The organism is uncultured Maribacter sp., from assembly GCF_947500405.1.
Lineage (GTDB): Bacteria > Bacteroidota > Bacteroidia > Flavobacteriales > Flavobacteriaceae > Maribacter_B.
In genome coordinates this window covers 96,062-115,193 of sequence record NZ_CANMRY010000001.1, presented here as the reverse complement: position 1 = coordinate 115,193, position 19,132 = coordinate 96,062, and the positions used below count along the sequence as shown (strand labels likewise).

Here is a 19,132-nt window from a genome sequence, read left to right as displayed (position 1 = left end):
TCCTAAACGTACAATAAAAATGACTATATTTGCCTGCAATTAAATCTATAATTGCTATGCAAGCACACCTCAATAAAATTGTTGGAGAAGGTCTTACTTATGATGACGTACTCTTAGTTCCTGCTTATTCCGAAGTTCTTCCAAGAGAAGTAAGCATCAAGACAAAACTTACAAGAAATATAACTATAAACGTTCCTATTATTTCTGCGGCCATGGATACGGTTACAGAATCTAGAATGGCAATTGCAATGGCGCAAGAAGGTGGTATAGGTGTTTTGCATAAAAACATGACCATAGAGCAGCAAGCTATGAAAGTGCGTAAAGTTAAGCGTGCGGAAAGCGGAATGATTATAGATCCAGTAACGTTACCATTAAATTCTTTTGTGAGTGATGCAAAAGCAAATATGAAAGAACACAGTATTGGTGGTATTCCAATAGTGGATGATGAAGGTAAATTAATTGGGATAGTTACCAATAGAGATTTAAGATTCGAAAAAAATAACAATAGGCCAATTGCTGAGGTTATGACTTCTACTAATTTGGTTACTGTAGCAGAAGGCACTTCTTTAGAGCAAGCCGAAGGTATTCTTCAAGAGAAAAAGATAGAAAAACTACCTGTAGTAGATAAGAATAATAAACTAGTAGGTTTAATTACATTTAGAGATATAACTAAGCTAACCCAGAAGCCAATTGCTAATAAAGATAAATATGGTAGGCTACGAGTAGCTGCAGCTTTAGGAGTAACTGCAGATGCTGTAGATAGGGCAGAAGCTTTAGTAAATGCGGGGGTAGATGCAGTGGTGATAGATACGGCTCATGGACATACCAAAGGGGTGGTTGCTGTTTTAAAAGAAGTTAAAAGTAAATTTCCTGAGTTAGAGGTTATTGTTGGTAATATTGCTACGGCAGAAGCAGCAAAGTATTTAGCAGATGCTGGTGCAGATGCTGTTAAAGTTGGTATTGGTCCAGGTTCTATATGTACAACAAGAGTAGTTGCAGGAGTTGGTTTTCCTCAATTCTCAGCAGTATTAGAAGTTGCTTCGGCATTAAAAGGTTCTGGTGTGCCAGTTATTGCAGATGGTGGTATTCGTTATACAGGAGATATTCCAAAAGCAATTGCAGCAGGAGCAGATACCGTAATGTTAGGTTCTCTTTTGGCAGGAACGAAAGAATCTCCGGGAGAAACTATTATATATGAAGGGCGTAAGTTTAAGTCGTATAGAGGAATGGGTTCTGTAGAAGCTATGAAACAAGGTTCTAAAGATCGTTATTTCCAAGATGTAGAAGATGATATTAAAAAATTAGTACCAGAAGGTATTGTAGGACGTGTACCATATAAAGGAGAATTGTATGAAAGTATACATCAGTTTGTTGGAGGTTTAAAAGCTGGTATGGGATATTGTGGAGCAAAGGATATAGAAACTCTTAAAGAGACTGGAAGATTTGTGAAAATAACTGCTAGTGGTATTAATGAAAGCCACCCGCATGATGTGACAATAACTAAAGAGTCTCCTAATTATAGTAGATAAAATTATTATTGGGTATAAAAAAGAGCTGTAATTTAACAGCTCTTTTTTATGAAATTAAATTTCGATTTTATTTTCCTTCTTCCTCGTAGGCTTTCCAATTTTTCTCTTTATGTGTGTCCTCCCCAAAATATTTAGCAATTTTTAAAAAAGGTTCTGGTTTTTGATATCCAGGAACAGGAGAAAGCATATTCATTTTTTCATCTAAGAATATGGTAGTAGGGTAGCTCATTTTTCCTTGCATTAAAGCTGCAGCAAATTCATGATAACCATTTCTTCCACTTGGTACAAATTTAAAAGTTTTCCCTTTAAACTCTATTGGTTCTTTTCCTTCACCATCTAACTTTACCATATAATATTTTTCGGTCATGTATGCAGCAACCTCGGCATTTTGGAACGTGTCTTTATCCATTTTCTTGCACCAACCACACCAATCTGTATAAACATCAATAAATATTTTCTTAGGATTTTCTTCTGTTTTTGCTAACTCAGCGGCTTCATTCCAAGTTAACCATGTAACTTCTTGAGCAGAAATTGATGTGCTAAGTAAAGTAATAATAGCAATAAGTATATATTTTAATGGACTTTTTGTATTCATAACAATTTTTATCTATTTGTCTTAATAGTAATGTAAAACTAACGAAAATATAGATTTAATATTTTATTTTCCGTGTTTAAGAACCTAATATGTAACAGTTTTTACTATTTAATGTTATGGTTGGAGCGTGCTGAAATAGGTTAATAGTTATTAAATGATTTAAAATAAAAAGGAGAGCAAATGGCTCTCCTTTTTAACTTTGGTTATGGTTGGGTGGTTAATTTCTTGTCTTCTTTAGCGCTAGGAAATAAATCTGATGCATCTACTTGATTGCGTATTAAATCATCAAACGTTTCTCTTTCTCTAATTAATATAGCTTTTCCTTTGTGCCATAATACCTCTGGAGGCCTAAATCTAGAATTATAATTGCTAGCCATTGTAAAACAATAGGCACCAGCATTTTTAAATTGTAGAATATCTCCTTCTGCTATTTCGTTTATTCTTCGGTTACTTGCAAAAGTGTCTGTTTCGCAAATGTAACCTACAACAGAATAGTAGCGTTCTCTTCCTTCTGGATTAGAAATGTTCTGTATTTTATGGTAAGAACCATAAAGCATAGGGCGTATTAAATGATTAAAACCAGAATCTATACTCGCAAAAACTGTAGAAGTTGTTTGTTTAACAACATTTACTTTTGCTAAAAAAGAACCAGCCTCACTCACTAAAAATTTACCAGGTTCAAAAGCAAGCGTTAATTCTTTGCCATATTCTTTACAGAACTCATTAAAACGTGTACTTAGTTTTTTTCCAAGTTCTTCAATATTGGTTTCAATATCAGCTTCTTTATAAGGAACTTTAAATCCGCTGCCAAAATCTATAAAATCTAAATTTTTAAAGTTTTTAGCAGTTTCAAAAAGTATTTCAGAAGCGTAAAGGAAAACATCAATATCTAGAATATCACTTCCAGTATGCATGTGTATACCATTAATATTCATTTTGGTAAGCTCAACAATACGCAATAAATGAGGTATTTGATGTATACTTATTCCAAATTTAGAATCTATATGGCCTACAGAAATATTAGAATTTCCGCCAGCCATAACATGTGGGTTTATACGAATACATACAGGAATAGTTGGGTGTTTACTTCCAAACTGTTCTAATATAGATAGGTTGTCTATATTAATACGTACTCCTAATTTTGCTGCTTCTTCAATTTCTTCTAAAGAGACACCGTTAGGAGTAAATATAATAGACTCTGGTTTAAAGCCAGCTAATAAACCTAGTTGTACTTCTTGGATAGAAACAGTATCTAAACCACTACCTAAGCTATTCATAAGTCTTAGTATAGTTATGTTAGATAGTGCTTTACAAGCGTAATTTAATTTAAGTTTTTTTACTCCTTTAAATGCGTTTGTTAATCTCTGAAATTGAGAAATTATCTTTTCAGAATCATAAACATATACAGGGTCGCCAAACTTTTTAGCGATTTTAAGCAAATCAGAATGCTTCATAATTAGTCATAATTTTAAACAAATTTAGAATACTAATTCTGTACCCACAAAAAAAGTAGCGTCTAATTTTAGAAATGCAACAATTTGTGATATTTGCAACACGATTTACATCTGTTATATTTGTAAACAGCTAATTTTGGTCTTATCTTTAATTAAAAAAGTACTATGATTTTACCTATGTTCCCTTTACAATCTATTTTTTTTCCTGGAGAGACCGTTCCTCTTCATGTATTTGAGGATCGATATAAAGAGTTAATAAATGATTGTAGGAATGAGGCGATAACATTTGGTATTCCTGTCTTTTTTGATGGTCAAATTAACTATGGTATAGAAGCGCAGTTGGTGGAGGTTGTTACTAGTTATGAGGGTGGTGAAATGGATGTTGTTTGTATTGCTAGACAAGTTTTTGTTGTGGAAGATTTTAATAGACAAACAAATGGAAAGTTGTACCCTAGTGGTAAAGTTACTTTTTTAGAGATAGATTATGTTGCAGAGGAGAAGTTGAAAAAAGAAGTTCTGAAGGGAATAAAGGAGTTATACTCTTTAATGGGTGCTGCATTTACGCCAATAGCAATTTCAAAATTTAACAGTTATATGCTAGCGCATAAAATAGGATTGTCTTTTAAGCAAGAGTATAAACTCTTGCAAATTGTGAAAGAGCAGGATAGATTAATTTTTCTAAAAAATCATTTATTACAAACGATAGCTGTTTTAGAAGAGGTGAATAGAACTAAGAAAACAATTGAATTAAATGGTCATTTTAGAAATTTTGATCCATTAGATTTTGATGGTTTTGAGGATTAATGGTTTCGTATGCTTTTTTCATTAGGGTAAATGCATTTGGTTTATTATTTTTGCTTAGAAACATTAAGAAACTAGATACATGAATCTTCACGAATATCAAGGAAAAGAAATATTAGCAAGTTTTGGCGTACGCATACAAAGAGGTGTTGTTGCGCATAATGCAAAAGAAGCAGTAGATGCTGCTAAGCAATTAACTGCAGAAACAGGTACTGGATGGCATGTTATTAAAGCTCAGGTTCATGCAGGTGGTCGTGGAAAAGGTGGCGGTGTTAAACTGGCTAAAAATTTAAAAGAAGTAGAAGAAATTGCTGGAAATATAATAGGAATGAACCTTATTACTCCGCAAACATCTGCTGAAGGGAAAAAAGTACATCAAGTATTAGTAGCTGAGGATGTGTATTATCCAGGGGATAGTGAAACAAGTGAATTTTATATGTCTGTTCTTTTAAATAGAGGAACTGGTAGAAACATGATAATGTATTCTACAGAAGGAGGTATGGATATTGAAGAGGTAGCAGAAAGTACTCCTCATTTAATATTTACAGAAGAAATTGACCCTGCAACAGGTTTATTACCTTTTCAAGCAAGAAAAATAGCTTTTAACTTAGGTTTATCTGGTACAGCTTTTAAAGAAATGACAAAGTTTGTGGCTTCATTATATAAAGCATATGTAGAAAGTGATTCTAGTATGTTTGAAATTAATCCTGTATTAAAAACATCGGATGATAAAATTATGGCTGTAGATGCTAAAGTGTCTATAGATGATAATGCGCTATACAGAAGAAAGCAATATGCGGAAATGCGTGATTTACGTGAGGAAAATGCTATTGAGGTAGAAGCAGGTGCTTTAGGTCTTAATTATGTAGATTTAGATGGTAATGTTGGTTGTATGGTTAACGGAGCTGGTTTAGCAATGGCTACAATGGATTTAATTAAAATGGCAGGTGGTGAGCCAGCTAACTTTTTAGATGTTGGTGGTACTGCAGATGCAAAAAGAGTAGAGGAAGCTTTTAGAATTATTTTAAAAGACCCAGAGGTTAAAGCTATTCTAATTAATATTTTTGGAGGTATTGTGCGTTGTGATAGAGTGGCGCAAGGTATTGTAGATGCTTATACGAATATGGGAGATGCAATTAAAGTTCCAATTATTGTTCGTTTACAAGGAACCAATGCAGAATTGGCTAAAGAGATTATTGATAATTCTGGTTTAGCTGTGCAATCTGCGGTTCAATTCCAAGAAGCAGCAGATAAAGTAAAAGCAGTTTTAAGCTAAAAACACATACATTTTATTGTAAAAGGGCGATGTTTTTTAAACGTTGCCCTTTTTTTTATTTTATAAAATGAAAAAGTAAAAGATATCTCTTTGTTGGGGGAATTAATTTTTTACTCGATAATCGAGATTTAAATGCTCCGACGCTTGCGTCGAAATCAATGCTAATTTTCCTTCTAATACCTCGCGGGCTTGCCCCGAGGTAGTTTACTAACCATAATAGTTACAGTGGTTCAGCTTGTTGTTTTGTTTTCAATGTGATAAAAAGTTTTAAAAGAATTAAAAAACTGTTAAAAAATAATTCTAGTGTAACATTTTGTAGCCCTAGATCGTCTTTTGAGCATCTCATCAATCATTTATTAAAAACAAAAAGTCATGAGATAAATTAGTTTAGTGGTAGTAGCTGCAATGTTACTTTCAGTAGGGAATCTTTTAGCAAGCAACACTAGCGATGAAGATAAGCCAAATAAAACTATGGTAACGCAAATTTCAAAACTTCTTTCTAAGAACACATTAACAGAGAGTGAAGTAGATGCTACGGCATATGTGCGCTTTACTGTAAATGCTGACAGTGAAATTGTAGTGTTATCTGTAAAGACTGATAATGCTGTTGTAGAGAGCTTTGTAAAGGCTGGTTTAAATTATCAAAAAGTAGATGTAACTAAAATGATAGCGGGTAAAGTGTATATAATACCTGTTAGAATTAAAGGTTAAGCTCTATTAGGAACAAAAAAATACTGATAAAATCAGGATTTTTTTTTGTTTTTGTATTTCACAGGACTTAAATCATTATTCATTTTTTTTCGTTGTTGTGTCTTAAAGTCTGGTCTTTTGCTTTTTGATGTGGAAGTTGTAGCTTTTGGTTTAAAGTTATTAGCAAGAGCTTCCGCTGGAGTTTTTGGGTTTTCTTTTGTTCCTCTTAAATGAATTACTAATCCATTTAAGAAGTTACGTAATACTTGATCTCCGCACTCCATATATTTGGGATGATCTTCATTTCTAAAAAAGGCGCCTAGCTCGCTCTTAGAGATATTAAAATCTACTAGCTTTAGTATTTCTACAATATTATCATCACGTAGCATTAGGGCAACTCTAAGCTTTTTAAAAATATCATTATTCGTCATTTGCGTAATCTTATTTTTTGCAAGGTATTATAAAATGTTTAATAACTACTTTTTGAGGTTTTTAATTTCTGTAGTTTTTATCTAGAGGTGTTAAAATAATTATACAGACAAAACGTCATTAAGGAAGGTTGAAATCAAGACAAAATGTCATTGTTATTTAATTGGTATGTATTTTGACTATTTAGAAAGTATAAATTAAAATTAATATTAAAAGATAATAGTTATGAGTATAGTAAGAAAAAATGAAGTGTTTTTGCCTTCTTTATTAGATGAAATTTTTAAGCCAGATTGGTTTGGTGGAATTGAAAATCATGCAGCAAAAATACCTCCTGTTAATATCTCGGAAAGTGATGAATTTTTTGAGATAGAATTGCTAATTCCTGGAAGAAAAAAAGAAGAATTTGTAATAGAAATTGATAAGAATATTTTGTCTGTTTCTATTTCAAATGAAGAGAAAAAGGAAGATGAAAAAGAGCAATCTAATCGTAAATATACTAAAAGAGAATTTAAAAAATTAGCTTTTAAAAGGGCTTTTAATTTGCCAGATAGTATCGTAGAAGAGAAGGTGAGTGCTTCTTATGAAGATGGAATTTTAAAGTTTGTTTTACCTAAAAAAGAAGAGGCTTTACCAAAGGAGAAAAGGAAAATATCTTTGCAATAATTTTTTGCTTTTTATTTTAGTTTGCGCTGAAGGCTAGAATTTTTAAGTGATTTTTTTGGTTGGTTGATTTGTGAGCGTTTCAGGAAATTGAAACGCTCTTTTTTTTGCTTAAAATTGTCTATTTCGAAGGTTTAGTCTTGTCTAAAAATGTATGTTAAAATATTTTAAACCAGTACTTTGTGTTATTTTATATAAAGTTTTTATTTGCTTTTTAAGTTTTTCAGGAAAAACCACTTTACTATAGTTGAAATATACACTTATTTTTGTTCTTGGAGTAATTTTATTTCATCTCTTAGTTTTGCAGCTTGCATAAAATCTAATTCTTTTGCAGCAGCTTCCATTTGCTTTCTTTTGTCCTTTATTAATTTTTCAATTTGCTCTTTTGTTAGATAATCCATGTCTGGTTCTGCAGCTCGTAATTCTTCTTTTTGGAAGTGGTATGTTGAGACTGAATTTTTTGCAAGAGCACTATCTAAACTTTTATTTAATGCTTTTGGTGTCACATTATTTTTTAAATTATAAGCAATTTGTTTTTCTCTTCGGTAAGTAGTTTCGTCCATAGTTTTTTGCATGCTTTTTGTGATTTTATCTGCATACATAATTGCAAGTCCATTTAGGTTTCTTGCAGCTCTTCCAATGGTCTGTGTAAGGGATCTGTGACTACGTAAAAATCCTTCTTTATCTGCATCTAAAATTGCTACTAAAGATACCTCTGGTAGATCCAATCCTTCACGTAATAAATTCACGCCAATTAGCACATCAAAAATCCCTTTTCTAAGGTCTTGCATAATTTCTACTCTTTCTAGAGTATCTACATCACTATGTATGTATCTGCACCTAACATTTATTCTTGTAAGGTATTTTGCAAGTTCTTCTGCCATTCTTTTAGTAAGTGTAGTTACTAAAGTACGTTCATCCTTTTCTACTCTTTGTTGTATTTCTTCAATTAAGTCATCAATTTGATTTTCACTTGGGCGTACTTCAATTATTGGGTCTAATAAACCTGTAGGTCTAATTACTTGTTCCACAACCACCCCTTGACTTAATTCTAGTTCATAATCTGCAGGAGTAGCGCTAACGTAAAGAACCTGTCCTTGTAATATTTCAAATTCTTCGAACTTTAAGGGTCTATTATCCATAGCTGCAGGTAATCTAAAGCCATATTCTACTAAGTTTTCTTTTCTTGAACGGTCTCCTCCGTACATGGCATGTACTTGAGGAATAGTAACGTGACTTTCATCAACCACCATTAAAAAATCATCTGGAAAATAATCTAACAAACAAAAAGGTCTTGTACCAGGTTGCCTGCCATCTAAATAGCGAGAATAGTTTTCTATTCCAGAGCAATACCCAAGTTCGCGTATCATTTCTAGATCAAACGTTGTGCGCTCTTCTAAACGTTTTGCTTCTAAGTGTTTTCCTATTTCTTTAAAGTACGCTACTTGCTTAACCATATCCTCTTGAATTTGGTGTATGGCATTTTGTAACACATCTTGTGAGGTTACAAACATATTAGCAGGGTATATATTAAGATTTTCGTATAACTCTATTACATTGTTATTAAAAGGGTCAAACGCCTCTATTTCTTCTATCTCATCACCAAAGAAGTGAATTCTAAATGCATGGTCGGCATAGCTAGGAAAAACGTCTATAACATCTCCTTTTACTCTAAAATTACCATTTTTAAAGTCTGTTGTTGTACGTGAATAAAGACTTTGTACTAGTTGGTGCATAAACTTTGTTCTGGCAATAACTTGGTCTTTTTTTATAGAAATGACGTTTTTCTGAAACTCAATAGGATTTCCAATACCGTAAAGACAGGATACGGATGCAATTACTATAACATCTCTACGGCCAGATAATAAGGAGGATGTAGTGCTTAGTCTTAATTTTTCAATGTCTTCATTAATAGAAAGGTCTTTTTCTATATAAGTTCCACTAGTAGGAATATATGCTTCTGGTTGGTAATAATCATAGTAAGACACAAAATATTCCACAGCATTTTCTGGAAAAAACTGTTTAAATTCCGAATATAATTGCGCTGCAAGAGTTTTATTGTGTGCAAGAATTAAGGTAGGTTTTTGTACTGTTTCTATAACATTTGCTACAGTAAAAGTTTTTCCAGAACCAGTAACTCCTAAAAGGGTTTGGTACTGTTCTTTTTCATTAATGCCATTAACTAATTGTTTAATGGCTTGTGGTTGGTCTCCTGTTGGTCTAAACTCTGATACTACCTTAAATTTCATTTGCTAAAAGTACAAAAGTAACCTCATTTATTATGGCTTAGGAGTAAGCAACTTATATTAACAAGGGTAATTAGTACTTGTTAAAACAAAAGGCAATGGTATTAAACCATTGCCTTTTGTTTTTAATTTTTTGTTATTGAGGGTTATTTTTTCGCGTCTTGCTCTTTAGCCCATTTTTTAGCACGTTCTGTACGTTTAGCAGAACCTGGATGCGAAGAAGTGATTGAACCTTTACCTCCATTGCCACTTAAATCTGCAAGTTTTTGAAAAGCTCCTGCCATAGCATGGTAATTGTATCCTTTAGAAACTAAGAACTTAAATCCATAAGTATCAGAATCAGATTCATGGGTTTGCGAAAATTGTGCATTAGCAACTGTTTCAACAAAATTTCCTATTTCGTCATCGGCCAAAATTTTTCCAGCTCCAGTGTTTGCAGTAGCTACATCTTTAGCAGCAGAAATAGCATAGGCAGATTGGTATCTTTTTTTAGAATGTCCTAATTTAACATGCCCTATTTCATGTCCTATAACGCTTAATATTTCATCGTCTGTCATTAAATCCATTAAACCAGCCATAACTCTTACACTGCCATCTGGCGTTGCAAAAGCATTAACATCTACTACTAAATATACTTTGAAATTTAAAGTAAGTCCATCTTCTGTTTCTAACCCACTAACCAATTTTTTTAAACGCTCGCCGTATGGGTCTCCAGGACCAGCTACGGGATTGTTGTCATCCATCCATTGAACAGATTGTAAAGAAAGTGTAGCCATATCTTCATCAGACAACGTAGCAGCTTTTACTAATTTTTTACCAGCAGATATGTTTCCTTTTTTTAAAACTTTACCAAATTGGGCATTTGCACTAATAGTGGTTACTAAACAGAATAAAATTAAAAAGTAATTTTTCATTTTAAAGGGAAGTGTTTGTTTTTATAATTAAAATATAACCCAAAGATAGGCATATAAGTATTTATAATACTCCCTGAAAATTGGGAAAAACATTTTTTATAAATTACTTTTCTTTTAGTACTATATTTATGTTAGTATTGAAAATTTTGAGTTTTTAAAAGAAAACACTTTTATCTTTTTAAAGCAAAATGACCTTTGTAGGTTCTACCATCTTCTAAATTTACTTTAAACCAATAATCTGAAGCTGGCATTGGTTTTCCATTAAGAGTACCGTCCCAACCATTTGAGTCTGGTGTTATTTGAATTAGTAATTGGCCATACCTATTAAATATATAGATTACTGAGTTTGGTTGAAATTGGTTGTTAATACCCTTAATTTGCCAATAATCATTAATAGAGTCATTGTTTGGTGTAAAAAACTTTTGGTGTCCAACTACAGATATTTTTAGGTCTACGGTACCGCATCCATTTTTATCTCTGACGTATAATTTATATATACCAGGAAAAACATCCTGAAAAATAGGGGAGTCTTGATAGGTATAAAAAGCTTCGTTTTGGAGTGTGGAAAATTCATCCTCTAGGGCATATTCATAGTCTCCGAGTCCTAAATTATTGTTGGCGTCATTAATAGTGACCGTATTACTTTCTGATATATCTTTAATAGTTACATCTTCTAAAGTAATAGTAGCAATTTCAGAAGCATTTACAAAAACATCTCTAGTTCTGTAGCACATGGTGCCATCTGTTTTTATTAATGTAACATGATAGGTTCCAGGTATAGAAACGGATAGTGTTGGCGTTGTTTCTGGTAATATTTCTTGTGTAACCAAACCATCTAAACTTGTCCATGCCCACTGGTAATTAAAGTTTTCATTAGGGTTATTTTCTATAGGGTCCAGAAGAACTGTAAAATTAGGGTCGGATGTGCATACAATAAAAGTGTCTTCTATAGAAAATTCTGGCAATGGATTTACAGTTAACTCTATTGTAGTATTATCTAAACAGGTGTTGTTTTCTGGATTTACAACTGTAACTTCTATCGTTTGTGAACTACTTAGCAATGGGTTTGGTAAAGAATTACTATTATTTATAGTGTTTCCTAGTTGATCTACATAGGTGTAAAGAATATTCATTCCTTGCTGGCTGCCTAAAATAGTAGCGGTAAATGTAGAGGTGTCTAAAGGGATTAGTCCATCATTATCTATATCTCCAAAGTCACCATCACAGTATATTTGGGGAGGAATAGAGTTTGCAATTGGGAGGCTATCTACGGTAAAGTCTATGGTGGTTTCGTCGTAGCATGCACCATTTGGGTCAGCGGTAACATTGTTAGTAACTCTTATGGTTATAGTCTGAGTTGCCGTAATAAATGGATTAGGTAATGGGCTTGGTAAAACTGTGTTATTTTCATCAAAATAAGTTACTGTAACATCTGCTAAACTTTGTCCATTAAGGATGCTTGGTTGTATTGTGGAGGTATCAAACGCAAAGAGTCCGTCTTGGTCATCGTCACACTGTCGCATAATAGTCGTGGTGTTAGCTATTGGTAACGGTTCTACTGTTAAAGTAATATGAGAGCCTAATCCTAGACAATCATTAGAAAGACTGTTATCTATTCGGATATAAATTTCTTGACTATTAGGATATCCAATATTTCTGTAATTGGTAATATCTGTTATTTCGTTAATTTCAGCTAAGGCATCTGCTTCATTTCTATAGTAAAAAACAGATAAATTTGGTCTTGTTAGAGCAGGAAAAAGATTAACTATATCATTGGTTACACTACTAAAATTAAAAGAAGAAACGCCATCTCTGTCATCGTTATCGGCAGTATTATTTCCATCAACATCTAAAAAATCATCACATACATTAAACATGCGTTGAAATGTTGCAGGTATTTGAGTAGCAGATACATTTAATTGTACTTCAGAAATAGAGGTGCAACCTAAAGAGGATTCAATATTTGCCCAAACTACGTCTGTAATTACTGTTGTATTTATATATGTGGTTGGATTATTAATATAATCTGGGCTTGTAGTATCTCCAATAATAGCCGCAGCTTGCGAAGTGTAATATGTAAAAGTTTCGTTAGCTACATTGTTTGATATTTTTGTGTTTACTTCGGTTAAATTAAAAGGGCTAAAGCCATCAATATCATCATCGCATTGTGTTAAAATAACATTTGCATTTACAACAGGTAAAGGGTTTACGGTAAGTGTAATTTCATCTGAATAGGTTCCGCAGATGTAATCTACTCTGTTTAAAAAAGCCCGGTATAGATAATTATTATAGGTTAAAGGAGTATTTGTAATAGTTAGCATATTAGTATCTACACCTGAGTATATTGCATTGTTTAGTATGTTATTCCAGTTAGTGCCATTATCTGTACTTACTTGCCATTGTATAGTACTTGTTGGGTTGTGCACTAAAGTTAATTGCGTAGTGCCATTCTCACATACTTCTGTATCTGTAGGTTGCGTTGTAATTGCAATTGTACCATCTGTCGCATAATTAATACTTGGAGTTGTGTAACCATCTGTATTACCAGTTACAACACCTGTTGTAGTATTTATACCTGTTCCTTGTAAATGTCCTGGCGTTGTAGTGCTTTCAGAGAAACCTGCTTCAATTACATCATTACAATTATCTCCATCACTTTCTAAATCTATATAATTATAAATTCCATCTGTATCTAAATCCCCTATGGTATATCCTAAAGTATTGTCATCGGCATTGGTTTCCGCGTTGTTATCCCAGCCATTACTTCCAATAGTAGTATTTACGTTATCAATAACACCATTAAAATCTGTATCTGGCAAACCACTGTTAGATTCTAGGACGTCATAAATACCATCATTGTCGCTATCTAAATCTAAATAATCAGGAACACCATCGGTATCACTATCAATAGGAAGCATATTAATATCATAGACATCATCTAAACCATTTTGGTCTGCATCTATATTAGATAGGGCAGAGTTATTGGGAGCAAAGGATTCTATAAAATCTGGAATACCATCATTGTCGCTATCATAATCTATTTCATCTTTAAGACCATCTCCGTCAGAATCTAATTTGTAGCAGCTTAAGGATATATTTGCTGTAAATGTTGATGGGCTTACGGTATTTGCTAATCTATGTGTAAAAGAAAAACCATTTACTTGGTTAGCATGAAAAGAGTATGGAGTGTTACCATTTGGTGATGGGTTTATTTTAAAATGTATTTCGGAACCAGATATTTGTGTTACACCAGTTTCAAAAGCACCATCAAAATTAGAATCTATAAGTAATCTGTTATCTGGGTCTACCAGTGTTATATTTTTATTTGATGGCAGAATTTTAGCTATAAAAAACTCCCCATCTGTTATAGTAGGATATGTAGTTATATCTTCCGCAACTAAAACATTTATAGATTCTGAAAATTGAATACTATAATCACTTTCGGCATTTGTATCTGGTTGTACTGTGCTAGTAAAGTTTCCATTAGTATCTCCAGAAAAAGTGTTGGTTGTATTTCCTGAGCTATTGTTTTGAGTATAAGTAGCAGAGTTGGCTAATGTTGTATTGGTGGAGTTATCTTGAAAAATAAATTGTGGCGTATTTATGTTTGATAAATTCACTGTAACATTGCCTAAAGATTCCGTGCAATTTTGAATACCATCATTATCATTGTCAATATCTACATTATCTATAATACCGTCATTATCTATATCGTCTGGACAAATGCTTACAGGAACTTCAGTAGATTCTAATCTTTCTAAAGTACAAGTTATAATACCTATTAATTTATATTTTCCTGGAATTGTAGGAGTTATAGAAGTGTTGCTATCATTTAAATTTATAAAACCAGTACCATCGTCAAACCACCATTCAAAACTATCAAAACTTTGTGTGTTAGCTGCAGAGAGTGTAACATTAGGAATACAGTTTCCTAGTGTCGTAAATTGTGCATCAAAATTAATTTCGGGTGCAGATGGGAAACCAGAATAAAAACTACCAGAGGTAGCAGCGCCATTATAGTTAAAGTAAGCGCAATATAATTCATCGGAACTTTCTACAGATATATTACCAGAAAGACCAGTTACTTTATACGTTACATAATCTGTTTTTCCTGTTACTGGTGAAGGACCTATTGTAGAAAAGGTAGAAATTGGGGAGCCATTAATAGTTACTGTTGCGCCAGCTTTTGTAACTACAGATACTCCTCCGGTATAAGAGGTATTACCTATATCTCCAATATTAGCAATATTATCTAGATTTCCGCGAGCTTCACAACTTAAGGGAGGAACAAAAAACATACCTTGATTAGCTTCGCTATTTGTTGCGCCAACACCTTGATATACAAAAACTGGTTCTGAAGTTTCTATATACATATTACCACTGGCATTAAATTGATTGCCTTCTATTAAATAGTAATTACCTGCATTAATTGTTATTGCCAATGGATTTCCATTAATGCTTATAGTAGTGTTGTTGCTATGTGCAACTACTAAAATGTTTTCCCATTCATTACTACCATCTCCTTTTACAAGAATATATTCTGTGCCAACTTTTGATAACCCAGCTATTTGGTCAATACCATAATCTCTACCACCACCATTACTAAAGCTACCATTGGTAGAACCACAATTTACTACAATAGGTTTGTCTGAGGTTACAAGGGAACCTATAAGTCCGTCTCTATTAATTGTACTGTCAAAACTATTTGTTGCAATAGTATAGCTTTCACCTTCATTTAAGTTTATGGTTACCGGAGTTGTGCCAGTATAATTTTTTATGATTAAACCAGTAGGGAGGTCATCAAAAGTAACTTGCGTATTGTTTTCTGTAGCCATTACAGAAACAAAGTTTAAGTAATTGTCTTGCGGGTTTTGGTTGGTGTAGCTACCTATTCTAAATACATTACCTAATGCAGATAACCCCTTACTAACTAATGCTCCTGCTTGAGCTCCGCCACCTGCATTCATTCTTACCGATACATAAACTGGGGCATCTGCTTCTATAATATAGCCTTTATCATTGGTTATAGTACTTGTGGAGTTAGATGGGATGAAAAGTTGTCCGCTTCCATATCCAATAGATACTTCATCCGGATTATTATTTGAAACAGTTCCTGTAATACGGTTTGTTGTTGGTTGCCCAATAGGAATAATTGTGTAGGTAATATCTAACCCACTAGGGGTAGAAATATAAATATATTGGTCTTCAGGGTTAGCATTACCAAAGGCAGCATTGGTTAATGGTGGTATAAAGTGCTTTTTACTTAATTGGGAATGCCCAAGTGCAGAGATAAAAATAAAGATTATAAATAGATAATTTTTCATACGGCAGTCTCAATTGCTAATACTATAAAAAGTATAAAAACGTAAAATATACGCTTTTTATAGATGTGCTAATATAGCATATCTGTAAAATTAGACTACTTAAAGTATGAAAAGTTTAATTTTTTATGATTTACACTATAAAATAATATATGAGTATTTCTTTTTAGTGTATTTATATAATTATACAGACTAGTTATTATTACAAATCTCTTTTTTTAAGTAAAGCATAAGAAGAGTATATAAATATAGCAGTCCAAGCAAGAACAATTAGTATTTCATACCAATGTGTTTGGTAATTCATGGTTATTTTTTCTCCAACTTGATTTGCCACAGTTTGTACAGCATCTAGTCGTGTAAAAGGCTCTTTTATTAGATTAAACATTGATTGTAAAGGAAAAAATCCCATTACTATTTCTGTTGTTTCCGCATCAAATAGCTTCCAACGGATTAAGCCTCTAAAAAGACCTTCTATAATTTGCCATAGAATTAAAAAACCTAGTGCAAATGCAGACCTTTTTATTAAAATCCCTAAAAGAAGACAAAAAGAAAAGAAACCAACTAATTTTACAAAAAAGGCTAAAACAAATATTAAGTCAGAAAAAATTATAGAAAACTCATTGTAGTTAGAGTAGATGAGCCCTAAGATTAAGGAAACTATAACAAGAAATATAGTAGATACTATTGCAAAAGATAATACTGTTAAAAACTTTGAAAGTATAAATTCTTTTTTTGATAATCCGTCTATCAAATTTTGTTTTATAGTTTTGTTGCTATATTCATTTGCCATCATAGATACAATTACAATGGCCAAGAATAATTTAAAAAATGCAGTTATAAAGGTGTTAAAGTGCCATATATAGGGGAAATTAAAAATACCAATATCTGCTAGATGAAATTTTATAGGACCAATATCAAATTTTATTGCAGCAACAAAAGCTATAGATGTAAGTAAAGCAAAATAGGAGAATATTAATACTTTGCTAGATCTGTTATTCCAAAGTTTTATAAATTCTATTTGAAGTAATCTAATCATGATAATGTTTTTTGTGGTAGTTATTTAGTTAGATTTCTTTTTGGTTAATGCTAAGAATTGCTCCTCTAAACTTTCTTTTCTTTTTACTAAATGTGATAATACAATCCCTTTTTCAAAAAGCATTTGGTTTAAAGCCTCGGCTTGTAATTCTTCCTTTAAGAAAGCAGTAATTAATTCGCCTTCGTATTTTATTTCTCCAAAACTGCTATGTTCTTGTAATATTTGTTTTAATTTTTCTTTTTCTTTCGTTTTTAATTCAAAAAAACCATGGCTTGCAAGCATGTTATCTACACTACCAGCGTATAATTTTTCTCCTTTTCTTAATATAACTACGTGGCTGCATACCTTTTCTACTTCATCTAATAAATGAGAAGCCAGAAGTATGGTAGTACCCTGTAAAGCTATTTTTTTTATAATTTCTCTTATTTGATGTATACCCTGTGGATCTAATCCGTTAGTAGGTTCATCTAATATTAAAATTGCAGGATCATTTAGCAGGGCAGAAGCTATTGCTAAACGCTGTTTCATTCCTAAAGAGTAGGTTTTAAACTTACTGTTTTTTCTATCTAATAAGCCTACTAATTCTAATTTCTCTTCTATTTTATTTTCTGGAACATCTTTTATTTTACAGACTAGCTTTAAGTTTTGTAAGGCTGTCATGTATGGATAAAAATTAGGCCTTTCTATAATTGCGCCTACTTTTTTTAGAGCTTCGTGGGTAGATGTTGCGCCATTAAACCACGAAAATTCTCCTTTGGTTTTGTTTACTACATTTAGGACAATACCAAGAGTTGTAGATTTTCCACTCCCATTTGGTCCTAGAATACCATAAACATTACCTTTTTCTATAGTAAAGGATAATTTTTTTACAGCAGTAAGAGAACCGTATTTTTTGGTGAGATTAGTAACCGTAAGAATATTTTCCAATTTGATTGCTATTTAGTTCGATTATGGTAACAAGACGATTAAAGTGAAAATTTGTTACAGTTTTAGATAAAAACATAGGATAAAGGCATAATAAGTAATAGGGGATTAAAACTTTTTATTTATGTAAACTTATGTTTAACTTGGAGTTTCAGGTATATTAAAATAGAGAAACATGTCCGAGGAAAAATTAATGTCCAAAAAAAAACCAGCTTATCCAATAAATGATAGGTTAGATGCTTATTTAGAAAACTATAACCGAAAAATAGAAATTCCAATTTTTTATGAAGATTTACTACGTTTTTCTGGCTCTGTTACAGTGTATGATGTTAATGATGAAGATACCTTGTGGATTAGAGTTTATTATTCTGAATTTGAAAGACAAGAAATAGATTTAAGTTTAAAAAAAGTGTACTCTATTTTACATTCGGATGGTGGTAATTCTATTATTCAATATCTAAATATTGATGCTGTAGATTACTGTACATTTGGAAATTCTAAACCATTTAGAATAAAAGTTAGGAATATTCTTAATGATAACTTTACTTATTTTTATGTAAAAAAAACTGATGCTTCTAGAGTCTATGGCTTAGAATTAGAGCATATGTTATCACCCTACAACCTAAATTTTTTAGTATACAAAGATACTCTAATAGAAGAGCATATTGCAGGTATACCCGGCGATTTTTTTATAAAGGAAATGTTGCCAAAATGTACCGAATCCGAGAAATCACAATTGGCCAAAGAGTTTGTGAAGTTCAATGAGCGTTGCATGATTCGTTTATTAGGAGATATGCGTTCTTATAACTATGTAATTGTACCAACGCATGATTTTGATCATGTGGTGTATAAGATTAGAGCTATAGATTTTGACCAACAGTGTTTTGAAGGTAAATTAAAAGTATACCGTCCGCAATTTTTTAAAGAGAATTATTTAATGGTAGAGTTGGTTAGGAAAAAGTTGCAGAAAAAATCTGTGGACCAATATAAAGTAGAGGAGAGGTCTATAGTAGCTAAAAGAATAAAAAGTTCGGGGAATAGAATTAAAAAATTAATTAAAATTTGTAAGGATGATGAGATTTCTACTCCAGAAAATATAGAAATGCTAAAAGAACAAATTTATGCGTTAATTCTAGATATGGATTTTAGAAAAAGTAAAACCATGGGAGAGGTTTTAGAATTAGGGTTAGATTTTGTAAAAAGAAACTATGAAGATGTAAGTATGAAACAAATTATAGAAAGTAGATATTAAAAAAC

14 protein-coding genes are annotated in these 19,132 nt (G+C 32.2%); 6 read left to right on the top strand and 8 right to left on the bottom strand.

What is annotated here, in order from left to right:
- Positions 1-56 precede the first annotated feature (56 nt).
- The gene (guaB, locus tag Q0945_RS00565) at positions 57-1,529 is read left to right on the top strand and encodes an IMP dehydrogenase (RefSeq protein ID WP_299429717.1); all 1,473 of its coding nucleotides are present in this window, start codon (positions 57-59) and stop codon (positions 1,527-1,529) included.
- Between the two features lie 67 nt (positions 1,530-1,596).
- Here guaB and Q0945_RS00560 read toward each other — a convergent pair whose 3' ends face one another.
- Together Q0945_RS00560 and lysA are read right to left on the bottom strand one after the other, a co-directional pair.
- A complete protein-coding gene (locus tag Q0945_RS00560) occupies positions 1,597-2,124 on the bottom strand; it encodes a DUF255 domain-containing protein (protein WP_299429715.1) in 528 nt (175 codons plus the stop codon).
- Between the two features lie 203 nt (positions 2,125-2,327).
- On the bottom strand, positions 2,328-3,578 hold the full coding sequence (gene lysA / locus Q0945_RS00555; protein ID WP_299429713.1) for a diaminopimelate decarboxylase: 1,251 nt from the start codon (positions 3,576-3,578) through the stop codon (positions 2,328-2,330).
- A 165-nt stretch (positions 3,579-3,743) separates the two neighbouring features.
- Between lysA and Q0945_RS00550 the strand changes: the two genes are divergently transcribed.
- The 3 genes from Q0945_RS00550 to Q0945_RS00540 all read left to right on the top strand — a co-directional run bounded on the left by Q0945_RS00550 (position 3,744) and on the right by Q0945_RS00540 (position 6,366).
- On the top strand, positions 3,744-4,382 hold the full coding sequence (locus Q0945_RS00550) for an LON peptidase substrate-binding domain-containing protein (RefSeq protein WP_299429712.1): 639 nt from the start codon (positions 3,744-3,746) through the stop codon (positions 4,380-4,382).
- Positions 4,383-4,461: 79 nt separating this feature from the next.
- Positions 4,462-5,655 carry an ADP-forming succinate--CoA ligase subunit beta gene (gene sucC / locus Q0945_RS00545; protein ID WP_298487700.1) on the top strand — a complete coding sequence of 398 codons (1,194 nt, stop codon included), beginning with the start codon at positions 4,462-4,464 and terminating at the stop codon, positions 5,653-5,655.
- A gap of 390 nt (positions 5,656-6,045) precedes the next feature.
- On the top strand, positions 6,046-6,366 hold the full coding sequence (locus Q0945_RS00540; RefSeq protein WP_299429709.1) for a hypothetical protein: 321 nt from the start codon (positions 6,046-6,048) through the stop codon (positions 6,364-6,366).
- A gap of 32 nt (positions 6,367-6,398) precedes the next feature.
- Here Q0945_RS00540 and Q0945_RS00535 read toward each other — a convergent pair whose 3' ends face one another.
- On the bottom strand, positions 6,399-6,776 hold the full coding sequence (locus Q0945_RS00535; protein ID WP_299429707.1) for a DUF1456 family protein: 378 nt from the start codon (positions 6,774-6,776) through the stop codon (positions 6,399-6,401).
- A 223-nt stretch (positions 6,777-6,999) separates the two neighbouring features.
- On the opposite strand from Q0945_RS00535, the gene Q0945_RS00530 reads away from it, so the two are divergent.
- Complete coding sequence (locus Q0945_RS00530) at positions 7,000-7,437, top strand: Hsp20/alpha crystallin family protein (protein WP_299429705.1); 438 nt, start codon at positions 7,000-7,002, stop codon at positions 7,435-7,437.
- 257 nt (positions 7,438-7,694) lie between these two features.
- Here the strand turns inward: Q0945_RS00530 and uvrB are convergent, their stop codons facing one another.
- From uvrB to Q0945_RS00505, 5 genes are all read right to left on the bottom strand, one after another.
- Positions 7,695-9,683, bottom strand: coding sequence for an excinuclease ABC subunit UvrB (uvrB, locus tag Q0945_RS00525; protein WP_299429703.1), 1,989 nt, complete (start codon positions 9,681-9,683; stop codon positions 7,695-7,697).
- A 143-nt stretch (positions 9,684-9,826) separates the two neighbouring features.
- The gene (locus Q0945_RS00520) at positions 9,827-10,594 is read right to left on the bottom strand and encodes a M48 family metallopeptidase (protein ID WP_299429701.1); all 768 of its coding nucleotides are present in this window, start codon (positions 10,592-10,594) and stop codon (positions 9,827-9,829) included.
- A 170-nt stretch (positions 10,595-10,764) separates the two neighbouring features.
- On the bottom strand, positions 10,765-15,918 hold the full coding sequence (locus Q0945_RS00515; RefSeq protein WP_299429699.1) for a T9SS type B sorting domain-containing protein: 5,154 nt from the start codon (positions 15,916-15,918) through the stop codon (positions 10,765-10,767).
- 199 nt (positions 15,919-16,117) lie between these two features.
- Positions 16,118-16,951 carry an ABC transporter permease subunit gene (locus Q0945_RS00510; RefSeq protein WP_299429697.1) on the bottom strand — a complete coding sequence of 278 codons (834 nt, stop codon included), beginning with the start codon at positions 16,949-16,951 and terminating at the stop codon, positions 16,118-16,120.
- A 24-nt stretch (positions 16,952-16,975) separates the two neighbouring features.
- Positions 16,976-17,878 (bottom strand): ABC transporter ATP-binding protein, encoded by a 903-nt coding sequence (locus Q0945_RS00505; RefSeq protein WP_299429694.1) that lies wholly within the window; start codon positions 17,876-17,878, stop codon positions 16,976-16,978.
- Positions 17,879-18,050: 172 nt separating this feature from the next.
- Between Q0945_RS00505 and Q0945_RS00500 the strand changes: the two genes are divergently transcribed.
- Entirely contained in the window at positions 18,051-19,127 is a 1,077-nt protein-coding gene (locus Q0945_RS00500) for a hypothetical protein (protein ID WP_299429692.1), read from the top strand.
- The last annotated feature ends 5 nt before the right edge of the window (positions 19,128-19,132 follow it).

What these genes read in the sequence shown, in the direction of transcription:
- guaB (WP_299429717.1), top strand. Translation starts at nt 57, where the DNA reads ATGCAAGCACACCTCAATAAAATTGTTGGAGAAGGTCTTACTTATGAT.
- Q0945_RS00560 (WP_299429715.1), bottom strand. Translation starts at nt 2,124, where the DNA reads ATGAATACAAAAAGTCCATTAAAATATATACTTATTGCTATTATTACT.
- lysA (WP_299429713.1), bottom strand. Translation starts at nt 3,578, where the DNA reads ATGAAGCATTCTGATTTGCTTAAAATCGCTAAAAAGTTTGGCGACCCT.
- Q0945_RS00550 (WP_299429712.1), top strand. Translation starts at nt 3,744, where the DNA reads ATGATTTTACCTATGTTCCCTTTACAATCTATTTTTTTTCCTGGAGAG.
- sucC (WP_298487700.1), top strand. Translation starts at nt 4,462, where the DNA reads ATGAATCTTCACGAATATCAAGGAAAAGAAATATTAGCAAGTTTTGGC.
- Q0945_RS00535 (WP_299429707.1), bottom strand. Translation starts at nt 6,776, where the DNA reads ATGACGAATAATGATATTTTTAAAAAGCTTAGAGTTGCCCTAATGCTA.
- Q0945_RS00530 (WP_299429705.1), top strand. Translation starts at nt 7,000, where the DNA reads ATGAGTATAGTAAGAAAAAATGAAGTGTTTTTGCCTTCTTTATTAGAT.
- uvrB (WP_299429703.1), bottom strand. Translation starts at nt 9,683, where the DNA reads ATGAAATTTAAGGTAGTATCAGAGTTTAGACCAACAGGAGACCAACCA.
- Q0945_RS00520 (WP_299429701.1), bottom strand. Translation starts at nt 10,594, where the DNA reads ATGAAAAATTACTTTTTAATTTTATTCTGTTTAGTAACCACTATTAGT.
- Q0945_RS00515 (WP_299429699.1), bottom strand. Translation starts at nt 15,918, where the DNA reads ATGAAAAATTATCTATTTATAATCTTTATTTTTATCTCTGCACTTGGG.
- Q0945_RS00510 (WP_299429697.1), bottom strand. Translation starts at nt 16,951, where the DNA reads ATGATTAGATTACTTCAAATAGAATTTATAAAACTTTGGAATAACAGA.
- Q0945_RS00500 (WP_299429692.1), top strand. Translation starts at nt 18,051, where the DNA reads ATGTCCGAGGAAAAATTAATGTCCAAAAAAAAACCAGCTTATCCAATA.